Source organism: Bifidobacterium sp. WK012_4_13 (assembly GCF_041080835.1).
Lineage (GTDB): Bacteria > Actinomycetota > Actinomycetes > Actinomycetales > Bifidobacteriaceae > Bombiscardovia > Bombiscardovia fermentum.
The window spans coordinates 2,034,819-2,051,681 of the sequence record NZ_CP129683.1 but is presented as its reverse complement, the minus strand read 5'-3'; the positions used below and the strand labels follow the sequence as shown (position 1 = coordinate 2,051,681).

The 16,863-nt window shown below is 55.0% G+C and carries 29 protein-coding genes and 1 pseudogene; all 30 read right to left on the bottom strand.

Annotated elements, in window-relative coordinates; all coding sequences use genetic code 11:
- Positions 1-69: 69 nt before the first annotated feature.
- A pseudogene (gene rplQ / locus QN062_RS08350) lies at positions 70-600 on the bottom strand (50S ribosomal protein L17); the annotation flags it as partial.
- 137 nt (positions 601-737) lie between these two features.
- A complete protein-coding gene (locus QN062_RS08345) occupies positions 738-1,733 on the bottom strand; it encodes a DNA-directed RNA polymerase subunit alpha (RefSeq protein ID WP_369341349.1) in 996 nt (331 codons plus the stop codon).
- A gap of 75 nt (positions 1,734-1,808) precedes the next feature.
- Positions 1,809-2,207 carry a 30S ribosomal protein S11 gene (gene rpsK, locus QN062_RS08340; RefSeq protein WP_094694397.1) on the bottom strand — a complete coding sequence of 133 codons (399 nt, stop codon included), beginning with the start codon at positions 2,205-2,207 and terminating at the stop codon, positions 1,809-1,811.
- Between the two features lie 84 nt (positions 2,208-2,291).
- Complete coding sequence (gene rpsM / locus QN062_RS08335; RefSeq protein WP_094694398.1) at positions 2,292-2,669, bottom strand: 30S ribosomal protein S13; 378 nt, start codon at positions 2,667-2,669, stop codon at positions 2,292-2,294.
- Between the two features lie 176 nt (positions 2,670-2,845).
- A complete protein-coding gene (gene rpmJ / locus QN062_RS08330; protein ID WP_043164480.1) occupies positions 2,846-2,959 on the bottom strand; it encodes a 50S ribosomal protein L36 in 114 nt (37 codons plus the stop codon).
- A gap of 19 nt (positions 2,960-2,978) precedes the next feature.
- Entirely contained in the window at positions 2,979-3,197 is a 219-nt protein-coding gene (gene infA, locus QN062_RS08325) for a translation initiation factor IF-1 (RefSeq protein WP_094694400.1), read from the bottom strand.
- Positions 3,198-3,492: 295 nt separating this feature from the next.
- The gene (locus QN062_RS08320) at positions 3,493-3,957 is read right to left on the bottom strand and encodes an Hsp20/alpha crystallin family protein (protein WP_369341348.1); all 465 of its coding nucleotides are present in this window, start codon (positions 3,955-3,957) and stop codon (positions 3,493-3,495) included.
- 264 nt (positions 3,958-4,221) lie between these two features.
- Entirely contained in the window at positions 4,222-4,782 is a 561-nt protein-coding gene (locus QN062_RS08315) for an adenylate kinase (RefSeq protein WP_369341347.1), read from the bottom strand.
- A 159-nt stretch (positions 4,783-4,941) separates the two neighbouring features.
- Positions 4,942-6,273 (bottom strand): preprotein translocase subunit SecY, encoded by a 1,332-nt coding sequence (gene secY, locus QN062_RS08310; protein ID WP_369341346.1) that lies wholly within the window; start codon positions 6,271-6,273, stop codon positions 4,942-4,944.
- A gap of 167 nt (positions 6,274-6,440) precedes the next feature.
- Positions 6,441-6,938, bottom strand: a complete 498-nt coding sequence (rplO, locus tag QN062_RS08305; protein WP_369341345.1) for a 50S ribosomal protein L15 — start codon at positions 6,936-6,938, stop codon at positions 6,441-6,443.
- Between the two features lie 3 nt (positions 6,939-6,941).
- Entirely contained in the window at positions 6,942-7,127 is a 186-nt protein-coding gene (gene rpmD / locus QN062_RS08300) for a 50S ribosomal protein L30 (protein ID WP_369341344.1), read from the bottom strand.
- Positions 7,127-7,903: a 30S ribosomal protein S5 gene (rpsE, locus tag QN062_RS08295; RefSeq protein ID WP_369341343.1), complete on the bottom strand. Its 777-nt coding sequence runs from the start codon at positions 7,901-7,903 to the stop codon at positions 7,127-7,129. Before rpsE ends, rpmD begins: the two co-directional genes overlap by 1 nt.
- Positions 7,900-8,271: a 50S ribosomal protein L18 gene (gene rplR / locus QN062_RS08290; protein WP_369341342.1), complete on the bottom strand. Its 372-nt coding sequence runs from the start codon at positions 8,269-8,271 to the stop codon at positions 7,900-7,902. Before rplR ends, rpsE begins: the two co-directional genes overlap by 4 nt.
- Positions 8,272-8,273: 2 nt before the next feature.
- Positions 8,274-8,813 carry a 50S ribosomal protein L6 gene (gene rplF / locus QN062_RS08285; protein ID WP_369341341.1) on the bottom strand — a complete coding sequence of 180 codons (540 nt, stop codon included), beginning with the start codon at positions 8,811-8,813 and terminating at the stop codon, positions 8,274-8,276.
- Positions 8,814-8,830: 17 nt separating this feature from the next.
- Positions 8,831-9,229, bottom strand: a complete 399-nt coding sequence (gene rpsH, locus QN062_RS08280; protein WP_369341340.1) for a 30S ribosomal protein S8 — start codon at positions 9,227-9,229, stop codon at positions 8,831-8,833.
- Between the two features lie 83 nt (positions 9,230-9,312).
- The gene (locus QN062_RS08275; protein WP_369341339.1) at positions 9,313-9,498 is read right to left on the bottom strand and encodes a type Z 30S ribosomal protein S14; all 186 of its coding nucleotides are present in this window, start codon (positions 9,496-9,498) and stop codon (positions 9,313-9,315) included.
- A 1-nt stretch (position 9,499) separates the two neighbouring features.
- Positions 9,500-10,081 carry a 50S ribosomal protein L5 gene (gene rplE, locus QN062_RS08270; protein ID WP_369341338.1) on the bottom strand — a complete coding sequence of 194 codons (582 nt, stop codon included), beginning with the start codon at positions 10,079-10,081 and terminating at the stop codon, positions 9,500-9,502.
- A complete protein-coding gene (rplX, locus tag QN062_RS08265; RefSeq protein ID WP_369341337.1) occupies positions 10,078-10,413 on the bottom strand; it encodes a 50S ribosomal protein L24 in 336 nt (111 codons plus the stop codon). The genes rplE and rplX overlap by 4 nt, the downstream gene beginning before the upstream one ends.
- A 1-nt stretch (position 10,414) precedes the next feature.
- A complete protein-coding gene (rplN, locus tag QN062_RS08260) occupies positions 10,415-10,783 on the bottom strand; it encodes a 50S ribosomal protein L14 (RefSeq protein ID WP_094694444.1) in 369 nt (122 codons plus the stop codon).
- 80 nt (positions 10,784-10,863) lie between these two features.
- Positions 10,864-11,130, bottom strand: a complete 267-nt coding sequence (rpsQ, locus tag QN062_RS08255) for a 30S ribosomal protein S17 (protein WP_369341336.1) — start codon at positions 11,128-11,130, stop codon at positions 10,864-10,866.
- A gap of 2 nt (positions 11,131-11,132) precedes the next feature.
- Positions 11,133-11,399, bottom strand: coding sequence for a 50S ribosomal protein L29 (gene rpmC, locus QN062_RS08250; RefSeq protein ID WP_369341335.1), 267 nt, complete (start codon positions 11,397-11,399; stop codon positions 11,133-11,135).
- Positions 11,399-11,818: a 50S ribosomal protein L16 gene (gene rplP, locus QN062_RS08245; RefSeq protein ID WP_094694450.1), complete on the bottom strand. Its 420-nt coding sequence runs from the start codon at positions 11,816-11,818 to the stop codon at positions 11,399-11,401. The genes rpmC and rplP overlap by 1 nt, the downstream gene beginning before the upstream one ends.
- 4 nt (positions 11,819-11,822) lie before the next feature.
- Positions 11,823-12,650, bottom strand: coding sequence for a 30S ribosomal protein S3 (gene rpsC, locus QN062_RS08240; RefSeq protein ID WP_369341334.1), 828 nt, complete (start codon positions 12,648-12,650; stop codon positions 11,823-11,825).
- Positions 12,650-13,009, bottom strand: a complete 360-nt coding sequence (gene rplV, locus QN062_RS08235; protein WP_369341333.1) for a 50S ribosomal protein L22 — start codon at positions 13,007-13,009, stop codon at positions 12,650-12,652. The genes rpsC and rplV overlap by 1 nt, the downstream gene beginning before the upstream one ends.
- A gap of 21 nt (positions 13,010-13,030) precedes the next feature.
- Positions 13,031-13,309: a 30S ribosomal protein S19 gene (rpsS, locus tag QN062_RS08230; RefSeq protein WP_369341332.1), complete on the bottom strand. Its 279-nt coding sequence runs from the start codon at positions 13,307-13,309 to the stop codon at positions 13,031-13,033.
- Positions 13,310-13,324: 15 nt separating this feature from the next.
- A complete protein-coding gene (gene rplB, locus QN062_RS08225; RefSeq protein ID WP_369341331.1) occupies positions 13,325-14,155 on the bottom strand; it encodes a 50S ribosomal protein L2 in 831 nt (276 codons plus the stop codon).
- Positions 14,156-14,189: 34 nt separating this feature from the next.
- Complete coding sequence (gene rplW, locus QN062_RS08220; protein WP_369341330.1) at positions 14,190-14,486, bottom strand: 50S ribosomal protein L23; 297 nt, start codon at positions 14,484-14,486, stop codon at positions 14,190-14,192.
- A gap of 5 nt (positions 14,487-14,491) precedes the next feature.
- Complete coding sequence (gene rplD, locus QN062_RS08215) at positions 14,492-15,166, bottom strand: 50S ribosomal protein L4 (protein ID WP_369341329.1); 675 nt, start codon at positions 15,164-15,166, stop codon at positions 14,492-14,494.
- Positions 15,167-15,170: 4 nt separating this feature from the next.
- Positions 15,171-15,824, bottom strand: a complete 654-nt coding sequence (gene rplC, locus QN062_RS08210; protein WP_369341328.1) for a 50S ribosomal protein L3 — start codon at positions 15,822-15,824, stop codon at positions 15,171-15,173.
- 16 nt (positions 15,825-15,840) lie between these two features.
- On the bottom strand, positions 15,841-16,149 hold the full coding sequence (gene rpsJ / locus QN062_RS08205; protein WP_003827292.1) for a 30S ribosomal protein S10: 309 nt from the start codon (positions 16,147-16,149) through the stop codon (positions 15,841-15,843).
- Positions 16,150-16,863: the final 714 nt, after the last annotated feature.

Here is a 16,863-nt window from a genome sequence, read left to right as displayed (position 1 = left end):
TTCAGCCTCGCCAGCGGTCTCATCAGCGGACTTTGCGTCCTTTTCGAGATCGATGGCAGCCTTGTCAGCCTCAGCGACATCCGTATCGGTGTCGTTGGCTTCGACCGCTTCGTTTACTGCATCGTCAGCCGCACCCTCGACGATCGCTGCCTCTGTCGCATCGGCGACCTCAGTGGCCTCATCCTTTGCGGCGACCTTCGTCGCTGCTTCAGCTTCCTTGACGGCTGCCTGCTTGGCTGAAACCGGCTCGGTCACGAGCTCGATGACTGCCTGAGGTGCGTTATCCCCATGACGTGCAGGAATGCGCACGATACGGGTGTAGCCACCCTCGCGCTGTTCCATCTGCTCCGCAATCTGCGTGAACAGCAGGTGCACGATCGACTTGTTGCGAATGACGCGCATGACGCGACGACGCGAGTGAAGATCCCCGCGCTTTGCGAAGGTAATCAAGCGCTCAGCCACAGGGCGAAGGCGCTTTGCCTTCTGCAGTGTGGTGGTGATACGACCGTGCATGAAAAGGCTCGTCGACATATTCGCGAGCATCAGGCGCTCATGTGCTGGGCTGGAAGCCAGACGTGGCCCTTGCTTTGGTCTTGGCATGTGAATTCTCCTTATATGTTCCACCTTCAGGTGGGCATCAGCCCGAACGTCCAAAAGCAGAACGATTGAATGAAAACGGTTAACTTCCCACCGCTGAAGACATCAGCCGTGGTCGGGAGGTGACTCCCGACCGCAGATTACTCGTCTTCTGGCGAAAAGAACGTGCCGCCCTCAAGATTGCTGGTATCAAAACCAAGCGGCGATGCCTTGAGAGACAGACCCATGGTCTCGAGCTTCTCTTTGACCTCGTCGATTGACTTCATACCGAAATTGCGAATATCGAGCAAATCCTGCTCGGTATGTGATACAAGCTCACCAATGGTGTGAATGCCTTCACGCTTGAGGCAGTTGTACGAACGCTGCGTCAGATTCAGGTCTTCGATCGGAACTGCCATCTCTGGGTTGGTTTCCTCAACCACAGGTGCTGGACCGACTTCGACACCCTCCGCCTGCGTGTTCAACTCGCGGCAGAGACCGAAGAGCTCAACCAGCGTCGATCCTGCAGAAGCGACGGCATCGCGTGGCGAAATGGCCGGTTTTGTCTCGACATCAAGGATCAAACGGTCAAAATCAGTACGCTGCTCGACGCGGGTTGCCTCGACCTTGTATGTGACCTTGAGTACAGGCGAATAGATGGAATCAACCGGGATGCGGCCAATCTCATCGTTATCCTGCTTGTTCAACTGCGCTGGAACGTATCCACGCCCACGCTCGACGGTGAACTCGATTTCAAGTTCCCCATCATCTGCAAGGTTCGCTATATGCAAATCAGGGTTCGAGATCACAACGCCCGCTGGGGATGTGATGTCTCCCGCCTTTGCCTCGCCCTTGCCGCTCTTGCGTAGATACATAACGACTGGCTCGTCGTATTCACTGGTAAGAACGATGCCCTTGATGTTCAGCAGGATTTCGGTGACATCCTCTTCAACGCCTGGCAGAGTGGTGAACTCATGCAGGGCACCAGAGACTCTCACCGATGTAACCGCAGCACCAGGGATCGAGCTCAGGAGTGTACGGCGCAGGGAATTACCCAGCGTATAGCCGAATCCTGGCTCAAGTGGCTCGATGGTGAAACGAGAACGCTGAGCATTGACTACTTCTTCATTCAGTGTCGGACGCTGTGCAATAAGCACTGTGTTATCCTTTCAGCTCCAACCGATGGTGCACACATCGATTTTCGCGGGTGGATTGATGGTTTCCTAAGTGCTTCAGACGCGACGACGCTTTGGAGGACGAACGCCGTTATGCGCCTGTGGGGTTACGTCAGAGATGGAACCGACCTCAAGACCGGCTGACTGAAGTGAGCGAATTGCCGTTTCACGACCCGAACCTGGTCCCTTGACGAACACATCGACCTTCTTGACGCCATGCTCCTGCGCCTTTCGGGCAGCAGATTCAGCAGCCATTCCAGCTGCGTATGGTGTCGACTTACGTGAACCCTTGAAACCGACATCGCCACCTGAAGCCCATGCGACGACAGCGCCGGATGGATCCGTGATGGAGATGATGGTGTTGTTGAATGTGGACTTGATGTGCGCCTGCCCCACCGGAACGGATTTGCGATCCCGACGGCGAGGTTTACGTACGGCTTGCTTGGCAGCTGCCATTTACCCTCGTTTCCTAAATACGAATGATTGTTGATTCCGAACGATGGAGTTCATGCGAACCCCGTGGCTCGGATAAGGCGTCAATTACTTAACGGCCTTTTTCTTCCCGGCTACAGTACGCTTCGGACCCTTGCGTGTGCGCGCATTGGTCTTGGTACGCTGACCGCGTACTGGAAGTCCTCTACGGTGACGCTGACCCTGATAGCTGTTGATCTGAATCTTGCGACGAATGTCTGCATCGATTTCACGGCGCAGATCGCCTTCGATCTTGTAGTTTTCCTCGAGATAATCACGCAGCGTGATGAGCTGCTCATCCGTGAGATCCTTGACGCGGGTATCCGGATTGATTCCGGTTGCTGCCAGTGTTTCATCTGCGCGTGTACGTCCTACACCGAAAATATAGGTGAGGGCGATTTCAATGCGCTTCTCATTGGGGATGTCGACTCCGGCAAGTCTTGCCATTGCGATTCCTTCTTAATCTCCGCAGGTCGTGCACCAAGTCCTCCGGTTTCCCGGCCCGAGCCTGCGTGCTCGGGGTTCAGCTACTGACTGGCCATATCGGCGAAATCTCTTTCGTCTCACTGACCATTCACTCGCTGTGGCTTAGCGCCTTTTCTGTTATGCCGCTGGAAATCTGCTCAGCCTTGGCGCTGCTTATGGCGCGGATTGGAGCAGATCACCATGACGCGGCCGTGACGACGAATCACGCGGCAATTCTCGCAGATTCTCTTCACACTAGGGCTGACCTTCATGGTTTTCCTTTGCTTGTACCTACTTGTAACGGTACGTAATACGTCCACGGTTCAAATCATATGGACTCATCTCGAGCACGACACGATCCTGTGGAAGAATACGGATATAGTTCTTCCGTACCTTTCCTGAAATCGTGGCGAGTACAATGTGTTTGTTCTCAAGCTCGACCCTGAACATCGCGTTAGGCAATGCCTCAACAACCCGACCTTCGACTTCAATCACACCGTCTTTTGCCATGAGCCCCAATCCGTTCTATGGATGAATTACACTGTTATGTCCGAAGACACACCAAATTGCAAATATACCAGATTTGTAGAATACTTCCAGCTCGGCGTGTCTGAGCCTTATGCAGACAGCCCTGCTCACTGAGAAATTCGCAGAGCCCCAACGAAAGCAAGGGCGGCAACCGCATCTCTGCGATTACCGCCCTTATTGCCATGAACTTCAGCTATTGCGACGTTCTCGGATCAGTCGGCGTAGAAAACGTAGTCGAGAACGAGGATGCTCAAGACCTAAGCCCGTGGTGCCACGCTCAGCCTTCGATGGCAATGCTGTGCCGAGCCTCGACCTTTGGCGCCTGGGCCTTCGGGACCTCAAGATGCAAGGTTCCGTCCGTAAACTTCGCATGGATGTCGGCGTCCTTCACACCATCACCGACATAGAAGTTCCTGGAGCAGGATCCTGCATAGCGTTCCCGACGCAGCCACTTGCCATCCTTGTCCTTGTCTTCCTTGGTATCCTCGCGCTTCGCCGAAACGGTCAGATATCCGTTCTCAAGTTGAATGCCGATATCGTCCTTCTTGAATCCTGGAAGATCGATGTCGACAAGATAGCTGTCGCCATTGTCCTGAACGTCGGTGCTCATCATGCTTGTACTGGTGCCCGACTCTGGCACGATCGCGTGTGATCCACGACTTCCATTCCATGCCGAGAAGATCGGGTCATCGAACAAGTCGCTGAAAATGGAATCATTCATCAATGCCGGAAACATAGCCATAATCTATACTCCTTCATCATCAAAAACCTTAGGCGGGATGGCTTGGCCGCGAATGCCTGCGCGATCTATGAGATCGCCTGGCATATCGTTTCGTAACCATTCCCGGAACCTCTCGGTTCCTTTCTTGCCTTTCACCTTTGACAATAGATAATGACTGGGTTTTGTTCCGGGGTTTTACCCAGAGATAAAAAAACTTGAGTCATACAGACTCAAGTTTTAATGGACTGCTATGCACCACTCTGCTTCGAGCAGCTGGCAATCTCGCTATTTCAGTGCGTCGAGGATATGCTCTGAGATGCTTTCGATTCCACCGGTGCTGTCGATCTCCACCAGAACCCCGCGCTTGCGATAGATATCGATCAGTGGAGCAGTCTCATGCTCATAGACATCAAGACGCTTGGCTATGATCTCCGGAGTGTCATCCGCGCGACCTTCTATTTCGGCGCGCTTCTTCATACGGTCCATCAGCACGCTGCGCTCGGCATTCAAGGCGATCGCGTGATCGAGAGGAGTGCCCAGCTCTTCAAGAATTGAGTCAAGGGCAGCCACCTGAGAGTCGTTGCGTGGATATCCGTCAAGAATCCACCCGTTGCTCGCATCATCCTTGGCAAGGCGGTCCTTGACGATCTTGTTCGTCAATTCATCGGGAACGAGCAACCCCTTGTCAATGTATGCCTTCGCCTCAAGACCAAGCGGGGTTTCATTCTTGAGATTGTAACGGAAGATATCTCCTGTCGAGATGGCGGGAATTCCAAGATTCTTGCTTATCAGCGCAGCCTGAGTTCCCTTGCCGACGCCTTGGGGTCCCATAATCAATAGTCGCATTGTCGTTCCTTACTTTGTCGTTATTTCCCACATGCCAGTGTGGATGCAAGATGGCGGATTCAAGATGTGAATGCAAGAATGCTGATGTATGAATGTATACACAGTCTAAGCACCCACATACAGAACTGCCCCGGCAATCAAGGCCAGGGCAGTCAGCAATCAGCCTTCCTTGTGATCGGTGTCCTCGAAGAGGAAGCCGGCATACTGGAACTGCTCGGTCTGAGCCTTTGCCTGACGCAGCGTATCCAAGCCGACGCCGGCGATGATCAGAATGGTGGTGCCGCCGAATGGAAGCTTGGTGCCGAGCTGAAGGCTCATGATCAGCACCGTTGGAATCAAGGCCACAAAGAGCAGATACACGGCGCCTACCGTGTTCAGACGGTTCATGACATAGTTCAGGTATTGGCTGGTCGCCCGGCCGGCACGCACGCCTGGGATGAACCCGCCATATTCCTTCATGTTATCCGCTGTTTCGTCCGGATTGAAGGTAATCGAAGTGTAGAAGAAGCAGAAGAACACGATCATCAGCGCATACAGCGAGATGTACCAGACCGAAGTCGTGCTTGCAAGATTGGTGTTGATCCAAGAGACCCAGCTCTGCTCGGTATTCCCGAACTGCGCGATGAGGGTTGGTATGGCTAGAATCGAAGACGCAAAGATTGGTGGAATCACGCCGGACATATTGATCTTCAACGGCAGATAGGTCGACGATCCGCCATACATCTTTCGGCCAATCATGCGCCTCGTGTATTGGACTGGAATGCGACGCTGACTGAGCTCCACATAGACGACGAAGACGAGAATGACGATCAGCACACCAGTGATGATGCCGAACTTGGTCCAATTGCCGTTCTTGCCGGTCGTGCCCCAGCCGATGGCCCAAAGCTGTGGAAGGAACCCGGAGCATATGGACATGAAAATAAGCACTGACATGCCATTGCCGATGCCCTTCTCGGTGATGAGCTCGGCCATCCACATGATCAGGCCCGTGCCGCCGGTCATGATGAGAATCATCACGATCAGGTTCCATGGAGAGGAGTCAGGGATTACCTGGCCGGTGCAGGCATAGTTGAACAGTGCACCGGAGCGAGCGGTCACCAGGATGGTGGTGGACTGCAGCACCGCAAGGCCGATGGTCATGTAACGGGTGTACTGAGTGAGCTTCGCCTCGCCGGACTGCCCTTCCTTATGCAGTGCCTCGAAGCGAGGAATGACCACACGGAGAAGCTGGACAACGATGGAAGCCGTGATGTATGGCATGATGCCCAGTGCAAAGATGGACAGCTGCAAGAGCGCGCCGCCCGAGAAAAGATTGACCAGACCGATGAAGTCTTCGCTTCCGGTCGATGTGATGCACTGCTGCACCACCTTGTAGTCGACGCCAGGTGTAGGTATGAACGAACCTATGCGATAGACGATAATGATTCCGAGAACGAAGAGGATCTTATTCCTCAATTCCTTCGTCCTAAAAGCTTGAATTAGCGTCCGCACCTGGATCCTCCTAAAGCATTATGAACGCACAGCGCAAGATGCACCGACACACTAGTGTATGAGTCTAGCCGAAAGTACTGAAGAACACACATACACATTAAAAAAATGACCCTCCCCATGCCGGGGAGGGTCATGAACCGCCTCACATCTTATCCCCGATGACTGATTCAGTCTTCGGAGACCGAGCCTCCAGCGGTTTCGATCTTTGATTTTGCCGAAGCCGAAACCTTCACGCCCTTCAGGGTCAGTGCGGAGGAAACTTCACCTTCGCCAAGAACCTTGACAGGGTAACCTGCGCGCACTGCGCCCTTTTCGACAAGAGCCTCGACAGTGATGTCTCCACCCTTCGGGAAGAGTTCAGCAAGCGCGCCTACATTGACGACCTGGAACTGCTTCTTGAACGGGTTCTTGAAACCACGAAGCTTCGGAAGTCGCATGTAGAGAGGCAGCTGGCCGCCTTCAAATCCTGGACGGACCTGGTAGCGAGCCTTCGTGCCCTTGGTTCCACGCCCAGAGGTCTTACCCTTCGAGCCTTCACCACGGCCTACGCGAATCTTGTTTTTCTTTGCACCCTCAGCAGGACGAAGATCATGCATCTGAATGATGCTGACATCGCCTGACTTGGTATCTTCATTGGCAGTTGTTGCCTCAGTTGTGGATGCCATTAATCAGTCCACCTCCTCAACGGTAACCAAATGACGAACTGCGTGAGCCATGCCACGATAGACAGGCGTGTCTTCACGCACGACGCTTTGGCCGATCTTATGCAGACCGAGAGATTGAACATTGTCCTTCTGACGTGCAGTCTGGTTGACAAGGCCCTTGACAAGTGTGATCTTGATTTGCTTAGTCATCACTCACCATCCTTTTGCTCGGCGGCCTTAGCCTTGGCCTCTTCGCGTTCCTTGCGAGCCTCGGCGATGCCCTCTGCACGAGCGCGAAGCAGTGCGTCAGGAGCGACCTCCTCGACCGTCAGACCACGACGAGCTGCGATCTCTTCAGGCTCTTCGAGCTGCTGCAAAGCTGCAACGGTTGCACGAACCATGTTGATGGCAGTTGCCGATCCCATCGACTTGCTGAGAATGTCGGTGATGCCAGCGCACTCAAGGACTGCGCGGACTGGACCACCGGCAATGACGCCGGTTCCCGGAGCGGCTGGACGCAGCAGGACTGTACCTGCAGCCTCATGGCCGATCACAGGATGCGTGACGGTTCCACGTACGCGAGGAACGGTGAACATGTTCTTCTTCGCGTCGAGCTGTCCCTTGGCAATTGCGGCGGGGACCTCACGTGACTTGCCGTAGCCAACGCCTACCGTTCCCTTGCCATCGCCGACCACTACGAGAGCGGCGAAGCTGAAGGTACGGCCACCCTTGTGGACCTTTGCGACACGGTTGATGGTCACGACGCGGTCGAGAAGCTCATCACGATTGTCATCGCGATCCTTGCGGCCACGACGACCCTCTCCACGGCGACCTTCACCGCGACGGCCGTCGCCACGACGACCACGACGGTCATCGCTGCGGCTGTCGTTGCGATTATCGCTGCGGCTGTCATTGTTGGAAGAGTCCTGAGCAGCCTGAGTTGAATCAGCCACCTTGGTTTCCTTTGTATTCTGGTTGTCGCTCACAGTGCCAACCCTCCCTCACGGGCTCCGTCCGCAACAGCTGCGACGCGTCCATGATACTTGTTGCCGCCACGGTCGAAGACAACCTCAGAGATACCTTTTTCCTGAGCCTTCTTCGCAACCAATTCGCCGACCTTCTTGGCAGCCTCGGTTTTGTTCCCCTTGAAGTCGGAGAAATCGGACATCAGCGTGGACTCGCTGACCAGGGTCAATCCCTGCGAATCGTCAACAATCTGCGCGATCATGTTCCGATTCGAACGGGTGATGACCAGACGTGGACGCTCGGTAGTTCCTACCACACGCTTGCGCAGGCGGGCATGACGGCGGATACGAGCAACGCTCTTACCCTTACCGAAAATCTTGACTGTCATGGTTACTTACCAGCCTTTCCAGCCTTGCGAATGATATGTTCGTTGTCGTACTTGATTCCCTTGCCCTTGTACGGTTCGGGAGCGCGGAGCTTTCGGATGTTCGCAGCTACCTGGCCGACAGTCTGCTTGTCCGTTCCGTGCACGATGACCTCGTTGGCGTTGGGCAGCTCGAAAGTGATGCCCTCAGGAGGATCGACCGTAATCGTATGCGAATAGCCAAGGAAGAACTCGAGGCCCTTTCCCTTCGCAACGACGCGGTAACCGGTTCCAATGATCATCAGGTGCTTCGAGAAGCCCTCATGAACGCCCTGAACCATTGAGGCGATGATTGAACGACTCAAACCGTGGTTGGCACGGGTTGGACGCAAATCGTCTGAAGCAACCAAAGTGATGGTGCCATCTTCAAACTTTCCTGTAATGCCTTCAGGAATAGTGTATGAATCGGAACCCTTCGAGCCCTTGGCGGTGAATTCCTGTCCCTTGATCGCGACTTCGACGCCTGCCGGAACGGCGATTGGGAGCTTACCAATATGTGATGCCATGAGTTAGCTCTCCTTTCTCACCAAACGTAGGCGACGATTTCGCCGCCGATGCCCCGGTCGAGGCATTCCTTCTGGGTCAGCAATCCGGCGCTTGTCGAAATGATTGCAATGCCGAGACCACCCAATGGCATGGGAAGTGAGTCAGACTTTGCATAGCGACGCAGGCCAGGCTTCGAGACGCGCTTGATGCCCTGAAGGCTGCGCTCTCCGGTCGGACCATACTTGAGCGTTACCTCAAGGGTCTGTCCAACCTTTGCCTCTTGTGCCGAATAGTTTGCAATAAATCCTTCACGCTGAAGAATCTGGGCGATATTCGCCTTGAACTTTGAATACGGCATTTGAACAGTCTCGTGTTTTGCCGCACTCGCATTGCGCAGACGCGTAAGCATGTCTGCGATTGGATCTGTCATTGTCATGTGGGCTTATGCCCTTCCTCGCCGTGGTTTCCGCCACTCAACGGGTATAACCCCGATGAGTAGCGGACCTTCAGCGTCGATGTTTACCAACTGGACTTCGTAACTCCGGGCAGTTCACCACGGTGGGCCTTCTCACGAAGGCAGATGCGGCACAGGCCGAATTTGCGATAGACGGAGTGGGGACGACCGCAAACCTGGCAACGTGTATAGTCACGCACCTTGAACTTGGGCTTTGCGGCCGCTTTGTTCCTAAGAGCGGTTTTTGCCATATCAGTTCTCCTTGAAGGGGAAGCCAAGGTGCTTCAATAGCACTCGAGCTTCCGCGTCTACCTTCGTGGTGGTGACAACGGTGATGTCCATACCACGCTGGTGATCGATCTCGTCTGGATCAATCTCATGGAACATCGACTGTTCCGTGAGACCGAAGTTGTAGTTGCCATTGCCATCAAACTGCTTGCCGCTGATGCCGCGGAAATCGCGGATTCTTGGCAGTGCAAGGGTAAGCAGACGATCCAGGAACTCCCACATGCGGTCACCGCGAAGCGTCACATAGGCGCCGATGGCCTGGCCCTCACGCAGATGGAACTGCGCGACGGACTTCTTGGCCTTGGTAACCTTTGGCTTCTGACCGGTGATCAGAGTGAGATCCTTGATCGCACCTTCGATGAGCTTCGAGTCGCGCGCAGCGGCTCCGACGCCCATGGAGACGACGATCTTCTCAAGACGTGCAACGCGCATCGGGTTGGAATACTTGAATTCCTTCTCGAGCTCAGGAACGATCGTCTCGTTGTATTGCTGCTTGAGACGTGGAACCGCAGGTGCTTCAACAGCCGTTGATGTTGCTTCGCTCATGCCAGCTCCTTTCCTGATTTCTTTGCAACGCGTGTGCGCAAAGTCTTGACCTTGCCGTCACGGGCCTCTTCCGTAACCTGAACGCCTACGCGGGTAGGTGCCTTGGTTTCGGGATCTATAACCATGACGTTTGAACGATGAATTGGGGCTTCCGTAGGAACGATGCCCGACTGCTGACCCTGCTGGGTTGCACGGACATGCTTCTTGACAATCTGCACACCCTCTACAATGAGACGATCATTGCTGAGGATACGAGTAACCTTGCCCTCTTTGCCGCGATCCTTGCCACGAATAACCTTGACTTGGTCGCCTGTCTTGATCTTCGCTACCATCTCAGATCACCTCCGGTGCGAGAGACACGATCTTCATGAAGCGCCTGTCACGGAGCTCACGACCGACCGGTCCGAAAATACGCGTTCCACGAGGTTCACGACCTGAACCGAGGATAACTGCTGCATTCTCATCGAACTTGATGTAGGAGCCATCTGGACGACGATGCTCCTTGACTGTACGGACGATAACGGCCTTGACCACTTCGCCCTTCTTGACCGACCCTCCCGGAATGGCATCCTTGACGGAGGCGACGATAACATCGCCGATGCCGGCATAGCGTCGCTTCGATCCACCGAGCACTCGGATGGCCAAGATCTCCTTGGCACCCGTGTTGTCGGCGACATGAAGCCGCGATTCCTGCTGAATCATTGATTCTCCTTAGCCGAGCTGGTTCTCCCTGCACACCACTTGAATCAGCGGCGGTGTGCACGGAGCCTTGCCGAACTTGTTTACTTAGCGCGTTCGACGATCGAGTCGAGACGCCAACGCTTAGTCTTGCTCAGTGGACGAGTTTCCATGATACTCACGAGATCACCCAAATGCGCATCATTCTTCTCATCATGAACCTTGACCGTACGAGTGGAACGCACGACCTTGCCATACAGCGGGTGGGTCGAACGCTGCTCGAGCTCGACGGTGATCGTCTTGTCCATTGCCTCAGACACGACGTATCCACGACGAACCTTGCGGAAGTTACGCTCTTGCTTCTCAGCCATGCTTACTTCTCCTCAGCTTCACTAGCGGTGTTGTCACCCTCAGCAGGAGTTGGGCTGATGCCAAGTTCACGCTCACGAAGAATGGTGTACATTCTTGCGATATCGTGCTTGACTGCCTTGATCCTTGTCTGGTTGTCGAGCTGACCGGTCGCGGCCTGGAAGCGCAGGTTGAAAAGCTCTTCCTTTGACTTCTTGAGGAAGCCTTCGATTTCCGCGTTGGTCTTCTCGCCGAGGGTCTTGATTGTATATTCAGCTGTTCCTACTGACATCAGATGTCACCGCCTTCACGAGCGATAATTCTGCATTTCATTGGTAGTTTGTCGATTGCACGGCGCAGAGCCTCGCGAGCGACATCCTCGGTAACGCCACCGATCTCGAACATGACGCGACCTGGGTGAACGTTAGCGATCCAGAACTCAGGAACCCCCTTGCCGGAACCCATTCGGGCACCGAGAGCATGCTTCGTGAGCGGACGATCCGGGAAGATCGTGATCCAAACACGTCCGCCACGCTTGATGTAGCGCGTCATGGCGATACGTGAGGCCTCGATCTGACGGTTGGTGACATAGGCAGGAGCAAGAGCCTGGATTCCGTAATCACCGAAGGCGATCTCGTTTCCACCCTTTGACATCCCCCGACGAGTCGGGCGTTGCTGCTTGCGATACTTTGTTCTCTTTGGGATAAGCATCAGCTCACTCCTTTACTTCTGTTGTCACAGGCGCTGCAGCTGCTGCAGGCTGAGCCTTGGCAGCCTGTGGAGCACTGGTCTGCTGACCCTGCTGGCCACGGCCTTCTGACGGACGTGAGCCTCTGCGTGGGCGGCGGTCACCACGGCGACCCTGACGGGCACCCTGCTGAGCCTGCTGCTCCTCGAACTCGCGCTCGGTCATGTCACCCTTGTAAATCCAGACCTTGACGCCGATACGGCCATAGGTCGTACGAGCTTCGAAGAATCCGTAGTCAATGAGTGCTCGCAGAGTCTGCAAAGGCACGCGGCCTTCGCGGTAGAACTCCGAACGGCTCATTTCGGCTCCTCCGAGGCGGCCTGAGAGCTTGATTCGAATGCCCTTTGCGCCTGCGCGCATGGCATCCTGCTGAGCCTTGCGCATTGCACGGCGGAAAGTCACACGATTGGTGAGCTGCTCCGCTATGCCCTGTGCCACAAGCTGCGCATCCAAGGTGGCATTCTTGACCTCGAAGATGTTGAGCTGAACCTGCTTGCCCGTCAGCTTCTCGATCTTTGCACGGACGCGCTCGGCCTCTGCACCACGACGGCCAATGACAATGCCTGGACGTGCGGTGTGGATGTCTACACGGACACGGTCACGGGTGCGCTCGATGATCACGCGGGACACGCCTGCGCGCTCGAGGTCCTTGTTCATGACCTTGCGAATCTTGTCATCTTCGAGAACGAAATCGCGATAGCGCTCGCCGGACTTGTTGGAGTCCGAGAACCACTTGCTGCGATGATCCTCGGTAATGCCGAGTCGATACCCGAAGGGGTTGATCTTCTGTCCCATTATCGGGCTCCTTCCTTGTCGGCCACTACCACGGTGATGTGACTGGTCCTCTTATTGATGCGAGCTGCGCGGCCCTGTGCACGAGCACGGAAACGCTTCAGCGTAACGCCTTCATCAACATAGGTCTCAGTGATCACGAGATTGTTCTCGTGGAATGCCTCGTTGGCCTTGTCGGCCTTGACGCGAGCATTCGCAATTGCGCTCTCCAGAACCTTGCGGACGGGAACCGCCGCATCCTGTGGAGCGAACTTGAGAACGGTCACAGCCTCTGTCGCCTGCTTGCCTCGGATGAGGTTGACCATGCGGCGAGCCTTGCGCGGCGTCACGCGTACGTGACGAGCGATTGCTTTAGCTTCCATGTGTCTCTACTCTTCCTCGCCTCAGCGGCGTACTTTCTTATCGTCCTTCACATGTCCCTTGAAGGTGCGGGTTGGCGCAAACTCACCGAGCTTGTGACCGACCATCGCCTCGGTGACGAACACCGGAACATGCTTACGACCATCGTGAACAGCGAAGGTGTGTCCGATGAAGTCAGGAGTGATCATCGACCTGCGTGACCACGTCTTGATAACGTTCTTCGTACCCTTTTCGTTCTGCACGTCGACTTTCTTCTGCAAGTGGGCGTCGACGAATGGGCCCTTCTTGATGCTTCGAGTCATCTTTTCGACACTCCCTTACTTGCGGTTCTTACCATTGGGACGACGACGAACAATCATCTTGTTCGAAGCCTTCTTCGGATGACGTGTACGAACCTCACCCTTGCCCCAAGGCGAAACCGGCGGCTTGCCACCGCGCGTACGACCACCATGTGGATGGTCGACAGGATTCATGGATTCACCACGTGTGATAGGACGCTTGCCTACCCAACGTGCGCGACCAGCCTTACCCAACTGAAGGTTTGCATGGTCTGAGTTACCGACTTCACCAATCGTTGCGCGGCAACGTGCATCCACGTTCCTGATTTCACCGGATGGCATGCGCAGCTGAGCGAAAGCGCCATCCTTTGCAACGAGCTGCACGGCAGCGCCGGCCGAACGAGCGATCTTCGCGCCACCAAGTGGACGAAGCTCAATCGCATGCACGACGGTACCAGTTGGGATGTTGCGAAGAGGCAGATTGTTGCCAGGCTTGATATCGGCCTGAGCGCCTGTCTCGATTCGATCTCCCTGCTTGATGCCTTCCGGGGCGACGATGTAGCGCTTCTCGCCATCGGCGAAGTGAAGCAGCGCAATGCGAGCCGAACGATTTGGATCATATTCGATGTGCGCAACCGTTGCTGGAACGCCATCCTTATCCCAACGCCTGAAATCGATGAGACGGTATTGACGCTTATGCCCGCCGCCACGATGGCGGCTGGTGATGCGACCGTATGAGTTACGACCGCCAGTCTTGCTGAGTTTGCGCAGAAGCGACTTCTCAGGCGTCGAGCGTGTTATTTCGGAGAAATCCGAAACAGACGCATTGCGACGGCCCGCAGTAGTCGGCTTATATGTGCGGATAGCCATAATGTAGTTCTTCCTAACTTTTGTCGGCTAGCCTTCAGTTGCCGAAGATATCAATGGTCTGACCTTCAGCGACGGATACGATGGCACGCTTCTGATCTGCACGCTGGCCAAAGCCGGTGCGAGTGCGCTGCGTCTTTCCGCGACGGTTGAAGGTATTGACGTTCGTTACCTTGACATTGAAGATCTGCTCAATTGCTTGCTTGATCTGAACCTTGTTCGCATTCGGAGCGACCACAAAGGTGTATTGGCCGCGATCTGAATTCGCATAGCTCTTCTCGGAAACAACTGGCTTGATGATGACATCATGCAATGGCTTATGAATTACTGACATGAGAATCAGGCCTCCTTGGCGACAGCGGTCTCGGAACCTGTTTTCACTGCGATGAAGGCATCGAAGCCATCCTTGCTGAAAACGAGATCCTGAGCGGTGACCACGTCGTATGTGTTGAGCTGATCTGCGAAGAGAACATGGACGGTTGGCAGATTCCTGACGGAAAGCCACTCGTTGACGTTCTCTCGTGACAGAACCACGGTTGCGAAACGCTGTTCGGCAACCTGAAGCAGCACTGCATTCGCAGCCTTTGTGGATGGGGTGTCGGTGATGCCGAATTCAACGACGTGCACGCGACCCGCATTTGCACGGTCTGAAAGCATGTAGCGAAGTGCCGCCGCCTTCATCTTCTTGGGAGTGCGCTGCGAGTAGTCACGTGGAACTGGTCCGTGAACGATTGCACCGCCAGCCCATTGAGGAGAGCGAATCGAACCCTGTCGAGCGCGACCGGTTCCCTTCTGCTTCCATGGCTTGCGACCGCCACCTGCAACGGTGGAACGGGTCTTCACGGCATGAGTGCCCTGACGAGCAGCTGCAAGCTGAGCCACGACCACCTGATGAACCAGCGGAATGTGGCTTTGAATGTCTTCAGATGAGATTCCGAACAAATCCTCGGGAGCTTCCACTGTTGACGTGGACTTGCCCGAAGCATCGGTAACGTTCAGAGAAATGTTAGCCATGGTTTCAGGCCCCCTTCACTGCGGAACGAACGAGAACGATGCTGCCCTTTGGTCCTGGAACAGCGCCCTTCACGGCGATGATTCCATTGGTTGAATCCGCAGACACGATGGTCAGATTCAAAGTCGTTGAAGTCTCATTGCCCATGCGGCCAGCCATATGCTTGCCCTTGAGAATGCGACCTGGTGTGGCGCATGCGCCGACTGAACCTGGACGACGTTCGTTTTTGTGTGAACCGTGGGTACGACGATAGGACTTGAAGCCCCAGCGCTTGATGGTTCCTGCGAAGCCCTTGCCCTTGCTGGTGCCTGTGACATCAACCTGAGCGCCTTCAGGAAGCAGTTCCACGGTCAGCTCTTGACCTGGCGTGTAGTTGTCTGCGTCCTCGGTGCGAACCTCAACGAGGTGGCGACGAGGCGTGACACCGGCCTTTGCAAAATGACCTGCGAGTGGCTTGGTCACCTTGAGCGGGTCAATCTGTCCATAACCGATCTGGACGGCGTGATAGCCGTCAGTTGCCTCGGTCTTGACAGCGGTGACTACGTTGGTGGAAACGTCCACCAGTGTCACTGGAACGAAGAAGCCGTTCTCGTCCCAGACTTGCGACATACCTAGCTTCTTGCCAAGCAGCGCAGTGCGATGTGCTTGCTGTGCAGTCATAACGGTTCCCTCCCCCCTAGAGCTTGATCTCGATATTGACATCTGCGGGCAGGTCGATATGCATCAATGAATCCACAGCCTTAGGTGTGGGATCGACGATATCGATGAGACGCTTATGCGTACGCATCTCAAAGTGCTCGCGAGAATCCTTGTATTTATGAGGAGAACGGATGACACAAAATACGTTCTTCTCTGTCGGCAGAGGAACTGGGCCAACAACCGTTGCACCCGCATTCGTCACTGTCTCGACAATTTTCTTCGCCGACTGGTCGATGACCTCATGGTCATAGGACTTAAGCCTGATGCGGATTTTCTGTCCCGCCATTGCCTTCCGCCCTTTCTTGCGATTGATTCTGATTAACAACCTATCTACGGGCATTGAAGGCAGGCAGACTGGGATATACTCAGCCGAGCCGAACCACATCAATGCGTGACCATGCAACGATCGCTTTCGCAACCGTTGTGCCACGCTCGCTTTTTTAATTACAAAGTGCGAGCCCAAAACAGGCAACTGCTCCATTAAAGCACAAAGCCCCCCTAGCATAAACCGGGCGTGTCGCCGAGCCGTCAAGCGAACAGCCCGGTGGGCTGTTCGTAGGCGAGGTGAGCAACCCCAAGGTTGCGAAGATTGTGCGAAGCACAATAATCAGCGAGGAACACACCAACCAGCCACCCCAGAAAGTCCCTAGGCGAGGTAAGCAGCTGAGCCATAAAGAGTGATGCCCGGCGAGCATCACTCAGGCGAAGTGAGCAGCCCCTAAGACTGCGAAGGTAACCGCGACAGCGGTTACAGGCTGCGAAGATTGTGCGAAGCACAACAACCACCGAGGAACACACCAACCAGCCACCCAAACCATCCGCAGACGAGCCAAGCACCCAAGACAGCGAAGATCGTACACAACACAACAACCACCGAAGACAATGTCCTTCAAGTCCCCAAACCCATCCGCGATTCAGACCTACCAACTCTCCTTGCACTGTCCGCCCATGAACACCCGTGCAGATGCCGCCGGTCGATTATGCCGAAATCAGGCTCTCA

Excerpts from the sequence above, each read along its gene's own strand:
- rpsK (WP_094694397.1), bottom strand. The coding sequence starts at position 2,207 with ATGGCAGCTGCCAAGCAAGCCGTACGTAAACCTCGCCGTCGGGATCGC.
- rpsM (WP_094694398.1), bottom strand. The coding sequence starts at position 2,669 with ATGGCAAGACTTGCCGGAGTCGACATCCCCAATGAGAAGCGCATTGAA.
- rpmJ (WP_043164480.1), bottom strand. The coding sequence starts at position 2,959 with ATGAAGGTCAGCCCTAGTGTGAAGAGAATCTGCGAGAATTGCCGCGTG.
- infA (WP_094694400.1), bottom strand. The coding sequence starts at position 3,197 with ATGGCAAAAGACGGTGTGATTGAAGTCGAAGGTCGGGTTGTTGAGGCA.
- QN062_RS08320 (WP_369341348.1), bottom strand. The coding sequence starts at position 3,957 with ATGGCTATGTTTCCGGCATTGATGAATGATTCCATTTTCAGCGACTTG.
- QN062_RS08315 (WP_369341347.1), bottom strand. The coding sequence starts at position 4,782 with ATGCGACTATTGATTATGGGACCCCAAGGCGTCGGCAAGGGAACTCAG.
- rplO (WP_369341345.1), bottom strand. The coding sequence starts at position 6,938 with ATGGCATCCACAACTGAGGCAACAACTGCCAATGAAGATACCAAGTCA.
- rpmD (WP_369341344.1), bottom strand. The coding sequence starts at position 7,127 with ATGACTAAGCAAATCAAGATCACACTTGTCAAGGGCCTTGTCAACCAG.
- rplR (WP_369341342.1), bottom strand. The coding sequence starts at position 8,271 with ATGACAGTCAAGATTTTCGGTAAGGGTAAGAGCGTTGCTCGTATCCGC.
- rplF (WP_369341341.1), bottom strand. The coding sequence starts at position 8,813 with ATGGCATCACATATTGGTAAGCTCCCAATCGCCGTTCCGGCAGGCGTC.
- rpsH (WP_369341340.1), bottom strand. The coding sequence starts at position 9,229 with ATGACAATGACAGATCCAATCGCAGACATGCTTACGCGTCTGCGCAAT.
- QN062_RS08275 (WP_369341339.1), bottom strand. The coding sequence starts at position 9,498 with ATGGCAAAAACCGCTCTTAGGAACAAAGCGGCCGCAAAGCCCAAGTTC.
- rplE (WP_369341338.1), bottom strand. The coding sequence starts at position 10,081 with ATGAGCGAAGCAACATCAACGGCTGTTGAAGCACCTGCGGTTCCACGT.
- rplX (WP_369341337.1), bottom strand. The coding sequence starts at position 10,413 with ATGGTAGCGAAGATCAAGACAGGCGACCAAGTCAAGGTTATTCGTGGC.
- rplN (WP_094694444.1), bottom strand. The coding sequence starts at position 10,783 with ATGATTCAGCAGGAATCGCGGCTTCATGTCGCCGACAACACGGGTGCC.
- rpsQ (WP_369341336.1), bottom strand. The coding sequence starts at position 11,130 with ATGGCTGAGAAGCAAGAGCGTAACTTCCGCAAGGTTCGTCGTGGATAC.
- rpmC (WP_369341335.1), bottom strand. The coding sequence starts at position 11,399 with ATGTCAGTAGGAACAGCTGAATATACAATCAAGACCCTCGGCGAGAAG.
- rplP (WP_094694450.1), bottom strand. The coding sequence starts at position 11,818 with ATGCTTATCCCAAAGAGAACAAAGTATCGCAAGCAGCAACGCCCGACT.
- rpsC (WP_369341334.1), bottom strand. The coding sequence starts at position 12,650 with ATGGGACAGAAGATCAACCCCTTCGGGTATCGACTCGGCATTACCGAG.
- rplV (WP_369341333.1), bottom strand. The coding sequence starts at position 13,009 with ATGGAAGCTAAAGCAATCGCTCGTCACGTACGCGTGACGCCGCGCAAG.
- rpsS (WP_369341332.1), bottom strand. The coding sequence starts at position 13,309 with ATGACTCGAAGCATCAAGAAGGGCCCATTCGTCGACGCCCACTTGCAG.
- rplB (WP_369341331.1), bottom strand. The coding sequence starts at position 14,155 with ATGGCTATCCGCACATATAAGCCGACTACTGCGGGCCGTCGCAATGCG.
- rplW (WP_369341330.1), bottom strand. The coding sequence starts at position 14,486 with ATGTCAGTAATTCATAAGCCATTGCATGATGTCATCATCAAGCCAGTT.
- rplD (WP_369341329.1), bottom strand. The coding sequence starts at position 15,166 with ATGGCTAACATTTCTCTGAACGTTACCGATGCTTCGGGCAAGTCCACG.
- rplC (WP_369341328.1), bottom strand. The coding sequence starts at position 15,824 with ATGACTGCACAGCAAGCACATCGCACTGCGCTGCTTGGCAAGAAGCTA.
- rpsJ (WP_003827292.1), bottom strand. The coding sequence starts at position 16,149 with ATGGCGGGACAGAAAATCCGCATCAGGCTTAAGTCCTATGACCATGAG.